Source organism: Vibrio sp. 10N.247.311.14 (assembly GCF_041467715.1).
Lineage (GTDB): Bacteria > Pseudomonadota > Gammaproteobacteria > Enterobacterales > Vibrionaceae > Vibrio > Vibrio crassostreae_C.
Genome location: NZ_JBFSVE010000092.1, coordinates 1 through 7,216 on the forward strand (window position 1 = coordinate 1; position 7,216 = coordinate 7,216).

The 7,216-nt window shown below is 44.7% G+C and carries 7 protein-coding genes; 6 read left to right on the top strand and 1 reads right to left on the bottom strand.

Translation table 11 applies throughout. From position 1 onward, the window contains the following. Positions 1–129: 129 nt before the first annotated feature. Positions 130–441, top strand: a complete 312-nt coding sequence (locus tag AB6F11_RS21225) for a DUF6482 family protein (protein ID WP_004735016.1) — start codon at positions 130–132, stop codon at positions 439–441. Positions 442–529: 88 nt separating this feature from the next. Here the strand turns inward: AB6F11_RS21225 and mutH are convergent, their stop codons facing one another. Further along, positions 530–1,195, bottom strand: coding sequence for a DNA mismatch repair endonuclease MutH (mutH, locus tag AB6F11_RS21230; protein WP_032546406.1), 666 nt, complete (start codon positions 1,193–1,195; stop codon positions 530–532). Between the two features lie 616 nt (positions 1,196–1,811). Here mutH and rppH point away from each other — a divergent pair. The 5 genes from rppH to AB6F11_RS21255 are packed head-to-tail and all read left to right on the top strand — an operon-like array spanning position 1,812 to position 7,122. Beyond that, positions 1,812–2,330: an RNA pyrophosphohydrolase gene (rppH, locus tag AB6F11_RS21235; protein ID WP_017059335.1), complete on the top strand. Its 519-nt coding sequence runs from the start codon at positions 1,812–1,814 to the stop codon at positions 2,328–2,330. A gap of 2 nt (positions 2,331–2,332) precedes the next feature. Further along, entirely contained in the window at positions 2,333–4,582 is a 2,250-nt protein-coding gene (gene ptsP, locus AB6F11_RS21240; protein ID WP_102394041.1) for a phosphoenolpyruvate--protein phosphotransferase, read from the top strand. Between the two features lie 8 nt (positions 4,583–4,590). Next, on the top strand, positions 4,591–5,382 hold the full coding sequence (locus tag AB6F11_RS21245; RefSeq protein ID WP_017059337.1) for a sulfite exporter TauE/SafE family protein: 792 nt from the start codon (positions 4,591–4,593) through the stop codon (positions 5,380–5,382). A gap of 57 nt (positions 5,383–5,439) precedes the next feature. After that, positions 5,440–6,261, top strand: coding sequence for a prolipoprotein diacylglyceryl transferase (gene lgt, locus AB6F11_RS21250; protein WP_017059338.1), 822 nt, complete (start codon positions 5,440–5,442; stop codon positions 6,259–6,261). 9 nt (positions 6,262–6,270) lie between these two features. Continuing rightward, positions 6,271–7,122, top strand: a complete 852-nt coding sequence (locus AB6F11_RS21255) for a thymidylate synthase (protein WP_017059339.1) — start codon at positions 6,271–6,273, stop codon at positions 7,120–7,122. Positions 7,123–7,216 lie beyond the last annotated feature (94 nt).

Genomic DNA, 7,216 nt, shown 5'->3' on the forward strand with positions numbered 1-7,216 from the left:
GCTTGTACGGTGGTGTGAGAGGACGGAGGCCGTGAGGCCTCCTCCTACTCGATTTAATCGAGAAAAATCAACGTGCCCTAGTAAAGAAATAGAGTTCTACTAAGCTATAGAGAGCAAGGGAGGCCGGTTATGCAAAAGCATCAGTTAGACATGTGGTTACATGGAGAGCACAAAGACTCTTATCAAACACCCAAAGTGTACGTTATTGGTTGTTCTGATATTTCAGAATATCTATTGGCGGTGGAGTACAAACATAAGCTAGAACCGGTAAAGCAAGACGGCGAGCCGCTTCACTTTGGATCCTTGGATCAAGTGAAAGAGGAGTTACTCCGGCTCGGCTTTGAAAAGGCGTATCTTCGCTTACACAACGCCTATGATGAGTTTGGTAATGAGCCAAGCCAAAGCTACTGTGATATTGAACTGGCGCTCAAACCTCATTAAGAGGCGTTGGTAGCGAGATATTGATTCTAATTCCAGACTGTTTTTTAACGCACTGATAGTTTTGGCTATCGAGGCTCGATTAAACGATCTATGCGTAATGTGTTGTCAGTAATTTATGGGTGAATTGAGTTCGCAGATAGAAACCACGTGGTTTAGTTTTGATAGGTTTTCCGCTTGCACCGTAAGCTTCCGTTAACACACGACTGTTAGCAGCCTTCGGACGTAAATGCAGTGCTTCACCGTGTCTTGCTGTTATCTGTTCAACATTGCCTAAAACGATCAACTCCATCAGTTCTTCCCAATCTCGCTTCAAGAGTTCGTCTTCAGCTTGGCTAGGTGTCCATAATAATGGGGATCCTACATGCCTCTCTGCTAGCGGGATCTCTCTTTCTCCCTCGACAGGGATCCACAACACCTTAGACAGCTTGTTTCGAACGTGGCTGGTTTCCCAAGTTATGCCTTGCACACCCATCAAAGGAGCAACACACACAAAGGTGGTTTCGAGTGGCTTGCCAGAGTAGCTAATCGGAATGCTTTTTAGCTCGATACCGAGCTTGGCAAAATCTTGTTCTGGCTTACTGCCTGCAGGTGCACCCAAGTGCCATTCCAATAGCTGCCCAACCCAGCCTTTATCACGCTTAAGGTCGTTTGGCATCACCATCTCAGCTTCGTCAGCGAGCTCTTTAAAGGTCATTCCGGCGATGGCATACGCGCGCTCTAACAGCTCTTGTTGTGTTTGTGGTTCTGGTTTCATAATAAAAGGCATGATCAAAAAAATGATTTTATCAGAAGTTATCACCAAATGACGACTGGTTAAGAAATGATCTCCTTGCGAGAAAAGGGATCAAACTCAGGGTTATCCACAGGACATAAAGGTAATTAATTGAAATATTAATTTAGTGGATAAATAAACAGGGGTTTATGGTGGATAAAATGCTTGCCAAATGGGGTTCAAAATGAATCTTTCACTTAGTAGTGTGGATAAACATCGGAGTGGTTGATCTTTGACCATGTTAGGTTTCTGAAAGATCTTTTACATTTCTAATGTTTTTTAAAACTAGAATGTTATTTTAATTTACTGATTTATATAATAATAAAATTGTTTTGACTGATTTGTTGTTTTTGGTGTTGATGAATCTATGGATTAAAAAAAACGATTGCGGGTAATTCTTCACATAGTTATTCACAGAAAAGGTGAATAAATGTGGTCTATGTCTCACTATTGTGTGGGTAACTAGAATTTGAGCAAAACTTATCCATATTCCTAGTTATTATTCATAAATATAGCGCTTATCACGTCACTAAGTTTGCTCCGATTGGGGATATGTGGAAAAATCAGAGTAATTAAAAATTTAGATAGAGGTTGGCCAGTGATAGATGGCGATGGTTACCGATTAAATGTTGGTATTGTAATCTGTAACAACCATGGTCAGGTCTTCTGGGCTAAACGATACGGGCAACATTCATGGCAATTCCCTCAAGGGGGAATAGATGAAGGTGAGACTCCGGAACAGGCAATGTACCGCGAGTTGTATGAAGAGGTTGGCCTTACTAAAAAGGATGTAAAGATCGTCGCGACAAGTCGTCATTGGTTACGCTACAAGCTACCCAAACGACTGGTTCGGTGGGATTCTAAACCTGTCTGTATTGGACAAAAACAGAAGTGGTTCCTTTTGCGCTTAGATTGCGATGAATCGCATATCAATATGCAGCGTGGAAGTACACCTGAGTTTGATGGTTGGCGTTGGGTGAGTTACTGGTACCCAGTTCGACAAGTTGTTTCTTTCAAGCGAGATGTTTACCGTCGAGCGATGAAAGAGTTCGCATCTTTAGCAATGCCTTTTAAAGAGCGAAAAATAAAAGGAAAGCGCAAATTGCGTAGAGGTTAAGCATGCTCAGTCAACTAAGGGAAATAGTTGAACACGTATCAAGAGTTGAAGATGTGTCGACGGCTCTTGATATTTTGGTTAAAGAGACATGCAGTGCGATGCAGACGGAATGTTGCACCGTGTATTTGGCAAATAATGATATGCAGCGCCTTGAGTTGATGGCAACTCAAGGCCTGATCTTCAAAGGCAATAGCATTCACATTGGTTTTGACGAAGGTCTGGTTGGCCTTGTTAAAAGAAGTGCTGAACCTATCAACCTTGCACAAGCGTCTGCTCACCCTGCTTATAAGTTTTTTCCAGAGCTTGGAGAAAACGTCTATCACTCTTTTCTCGGTACTCCGATTATCCACCGCAAGCAAGTGCTCGGTGTATTGGTCATTCAACAGAAGACACCACGTTTATTTAGTGAGATGGAAGAATCCTTCCTTGTCACGCTCTCTGCACAACTTGCCGTTATTGTGGCGCACGCCCAAACTCAAGGCCATTGGCTGTTAGAGCAACAGAAGCTACCGGCTACTAAAGGTATTGCAGCTTCATCGGGCGTGGCGATTGGTGACTTATGGTGGGACAACACTCAGCCTGAACTCACCGATGTTTATCCTGCTTCGACGCTCAATATAGAGAGAGAGCATGAGTTGTTGGCGGTAGCGGTTGAAAACGCCCTCAATGACTTTAAGCGCATGCGAAAGCGCTTAGATAGCGAAATCAATAAAGATGCGTTGGCGATCTTTGACCTGTTTACTCACTTACTCAACGATCCTATGCTGCGTAAGGATCTAAAAAGCCAAATCCAGAAAGGCGATAAAGCCGATTGGGCACTAAGACAGGTTGTAGAGAGTTATTCTAATCGCTTTGCTCGTATGTCGGACGTGTATCTTCGTGAGAGAGCACAAGACATCCGAGAGCTCGGACAAAGGCTGCTCTATTTCCTCCACAACTCTGAACATGAACTTCGCACGTTAGATAAGCCAATTATCCTAGTGGTTCGTGAGTTAACCGCTTCGGTATTAGCGTCTATTCCCAAAGAAAAGCTCTTAGCGGTGATTTCCTTGGAAGGGGCGGCGAACTCGCACGCAGCGATTTTATCTCGAGCGCTTGGCATACCTTCCGTCATGGGGGTAAACCTCAACCTAGCTCAAGCTAATGGCAAGCGAGCGATTGTTGATGGGTATAGCGGTGAGATCTTTATTGAGCCGACTAAAAGCCTGCTCAAAGAGTATCGAGGGCTGATTCTAGAAGAGAGTGAGCTCTCCTCTATGGTCAATCGCGAGCTGTACCTACCGGCAAAAACGCAAGACAACAAGCAAGTCGAGATTCTGCTTAATGCGGGTTTAAGTGCAGACACTAACATCGCTATCAACCAAGGCGTTGATGGCGTAGGGCTGTATCGAACTGAAATTTCTTTCTTGTTGCAGCAAAGGTTCCCGTCAGAGGATGAACAATTCAAGCAGTATCGTTCTGTACTGGCAAGCTACCCAGAGAAACAAGTGGTGATGCGTACACTCGATATCGGTGGTGATAAGGCCTTACCGTATTTTCCTATCGAAGAGGACAATCCATTCCTTGGTTGGCGTGGTATTCGGTTTACGCTCGATCATCCTGACATCTTTATTATTCAGTTACGTGCCATGCTACGTGCGAGCTGTGAAAGCCATAACTTGAGTATTTTGCTGCCGATGATCTCTGGTGCACAGGAGTTGGATGACGCGCTACAGTTGATTGAACAAGCGTATGATGAAGTGCATGAGCTTGATAACCGAGTGCGTATGCCTCGCGTTGGTATCATGATTGAAGTGCCATCCATGCTGTACATACTGCCGCTGATTGCGCATAAGGTCGACTTTGTTTCAGTCGGTACCAACGACTTAACCCAATATTTATTAGCGGTTGATCGGAACAATTCACGAGTATCCGATGTCTATGAATCAATGCACCCTGCGGTGATCATGGCATTAAAACAAATTCATGATACTTGTAAGCAATATCAATTACCTGTTTGTATTTGTGGCGAGTTAGCCGGTGACCCGATGGGCGCGCTGCTATTGATTGGATTGGGGTATGAGACGTTAAGTATGAATACCTCGAATGTCGCAAGAACCAAATATTTGATTCGTCAATCGAACTTGGCTGAATTACAGGATTTGGCAAATGAGGCACTTTCAAAACCGTATGGTAGTGACATCTATAGTATGATGCTGAACTATTTCGAAGAGCGTGAATTTACAGGCTTCATTCGAGCAGGTAAAAAATAGGATTTAACGTGTCATATGAACTGATAGGCTTGTTAGCGGGCCTTGGTGCTATTGTTGGTGTTTTAGCAGGCTTGCTAGGCATTGGTGGTGGTTTGCTGGTTGTTCCTGCCTTACTGTTTTTGCTTCCTAAAGCGGGTATCCCCCAAGAGTTTGCGATGCAAATGGCATTGGCTACTTCGCTATCAACCATCATCGTTACGTCGGGATCGTCTGCGATTAACCATCTAAAGTTGGGTAACGTAGAGATGTTTGTCGTTAAATGGTTGATGCCAGGTGTGGTGATAGGTGGCTTCCTCGGCTCTTTCGTGGCCGATGTAATTCCAGCTCAATACTTACCAAAAGTCTTTGGTGTGATTGTTTTGGTGTTGGCGTTGCAAATGCTATTGTCGATTCGCTCCAAGAGCCAAAAATCGATGCCGGGTTCAGCTAAAACCGTGTTGTGTGGCGGCGGGATTGGTTTGGTATCAAGCTTAGCGGGCATTGGCGGTGGGTCTTTATCGGTACCTTTCCTTAACCATCACGGTGTGGAAATGCGTAAAGCCGTCGGCTCATCTTCGGTATGCGGTTGTGTTATCGCGATTTCGGGAATGCTAGGTTTCATTTGGCATGGATCTTCTGTCGATGATCTTCCTGCGTATAGCTTGGGTTATGTTTATCTACCGGCTTTGATCGCGATATCTTGTACCTCAGTTTTGACCACTCGAGTGGGTGCGAAACTGGCCACTCAATTGCCAACCCCTGTGCTGAAGAAATTCTTTGCGGTATTTTTAATGTTTATAGCAGCCACAATGCTGCTGTAGTGTCTTTTCTGTTAGTCATTGAGCTAACCGTTAATCAATTTAGATAGAGAGCCAAGTATGTCTCAGGGTTTTATCGAATTCCCAAATATCGATCCTGTTCTTATTGAACTAGGACCAATCTCAGTTCGTTGGTACGGCCTAATGTACCTTGTCGGTTTTATGTTTGCTCTTTGGTTAGCAAATCGCCGAGCTGATCAACCGGGTAGTGGTTGGACTCGAGAGCAAGTATCAGACTTACTGTTTGCTGGCTTTCTAGGTGTGGTGTTGGGTGGTCGTATTGGCTACGTACTTTTCTACAACTTTGACCTTTTCCTAGCAGACCCACTGTACCTATTTAAGGTATGGACTGGCGGTATGTCTTTCCACGGTGGCTTGCTGGGTGTTATCACCGCAATGTTCTGGTATGCGAAAAAGAATGGTCGCACCTTCTTTGGCGTGGCAGACATGATTGCACCACTCGTCCCATTTGGTTTAGGTATGGGCCGTCTAGGTAACTTCATGAACAGCGAGCTTTGGGGCCGTGTGACTGATGTGCCATGGGCGATTGTGTTCCCTAACGGTGGTCCACTTCCTCGTCACCCATCTCAACTTTACGAGATGGCGCTTGAAGGTATCGTGCTGTTCTTCATCTTGAACTGGTTTATCAAAAAGCCGCGTCCTCTTGGTTCTGTATCAGGGTTATTCCTAGCTGGATATGGTACATTCCGCTTCTTAGTAGAATACGTACGTGAACCTGATGCTCACCTAGGTTTGTTCGGTGGATTTATCTCTATGGGACAAATTTTGTCACTGCCAATGGTTATCATCGGTGTGCTGATGATGGTGTGGGCATACAAGCGTGGTCACTACAAAGACGAATTACCACAACAAACGAAGTAAGGAATTGGTGTGAAACAGTATTTAGATCTCTGTCAGCGTATCGTTGATGACGGTACTTGGATTGAAAATGAACGCACGGGCAAGCGTTGCCTAACCGTGATCAATGCTGACCTTGAATATGATGTTGGTAATAACCAATTCCCACTGGTAACAACGCGTAAGAGTTTTTGGAAAGCCGCAGTTGCTGAGCTGCTTGGCTATATCCGTGGTTACGACAATGCTGAAGATTTTCGTAAGCTAGGGACTAAAACTTGGGATGCGAATTCTAACCTGAATGAAGCATGGCTGAATAACCCTTACCGCAAGGGTGAAGATGACATGGGCCGTGTTTATGGCGTTCAAGGACGTGCATGGGCAAAACCTGACGGCGGTCATATCGACCAACTGAAGAAGATTGTTGATGATCTAACTAACGGTATTGATGACCGCGGCGAGATCTTAAACTTCTACAACCCAGGTGAGTTCCACATGGGATGTTTGCGTCCGTGTATGTACAGCCATCACTTCTCACTACTTGGTGATACTCTGTACCTAAACAGCACTCAGCGCTCTTGCGATGTACCCCTAGGCCTGAACTTCAACATGGTTCAAGTGTATGTCTTCCTAGCTATCATGGCGCAAATCACGGGTAAGAAAGCTGGCGTGGCTTACCATAAGCTAGTAAATGCTCATATTTACGAAGATCAACTTGCACCTATGCGTGATATCCAGTTAAAGCGTGAGCCGTTAGCTGGCCCAACATTCCATATCAATCCTCAGATTAAGTCTCTAGAAGATTTGGAAACATGGGTAACGATGGATGACTTCTGGGTTGAAGGTTACGAATGCCACGAAGCGATTAAGTACCCATTCTCGGTTTAATCTCACTCGCTTTGTTTGATTGAAAGGCTGCCTCTGTGCCTGTCTCTTGATCACAAGTCTGGTTAATCAAGAGACTTAGCGAGTTCATACCCTT

Coding starts and splice junctions, on each gene's coding strand:
- AB6F11_RS21225 (WP_004735016.1), top strand. CDS start 130: ATGCAAAAGCATCAGTTAGACATGTGGTTACATGGAGAGCACAAAGAC.
- mutH (WP_032546406.1), bottom strand. CDS start 1,195: ATGAAACCAGAACCACAAACACAACAAGAGCTGTTAGAGCGCGCGTAT.
- ptsP (WP_102394041.1), top strand. CDS start 2,333: ATGCTCAGTCAACTAAGGGAAATAGTTGAACACGTATCAAGAGTTGAA.
- lgt (WP_017059338.1), top strand. CDS start 5,440: ATGTCTCAGGGTTTTATCGAATTCCCAAATATCGATCCTGTTCTTATT.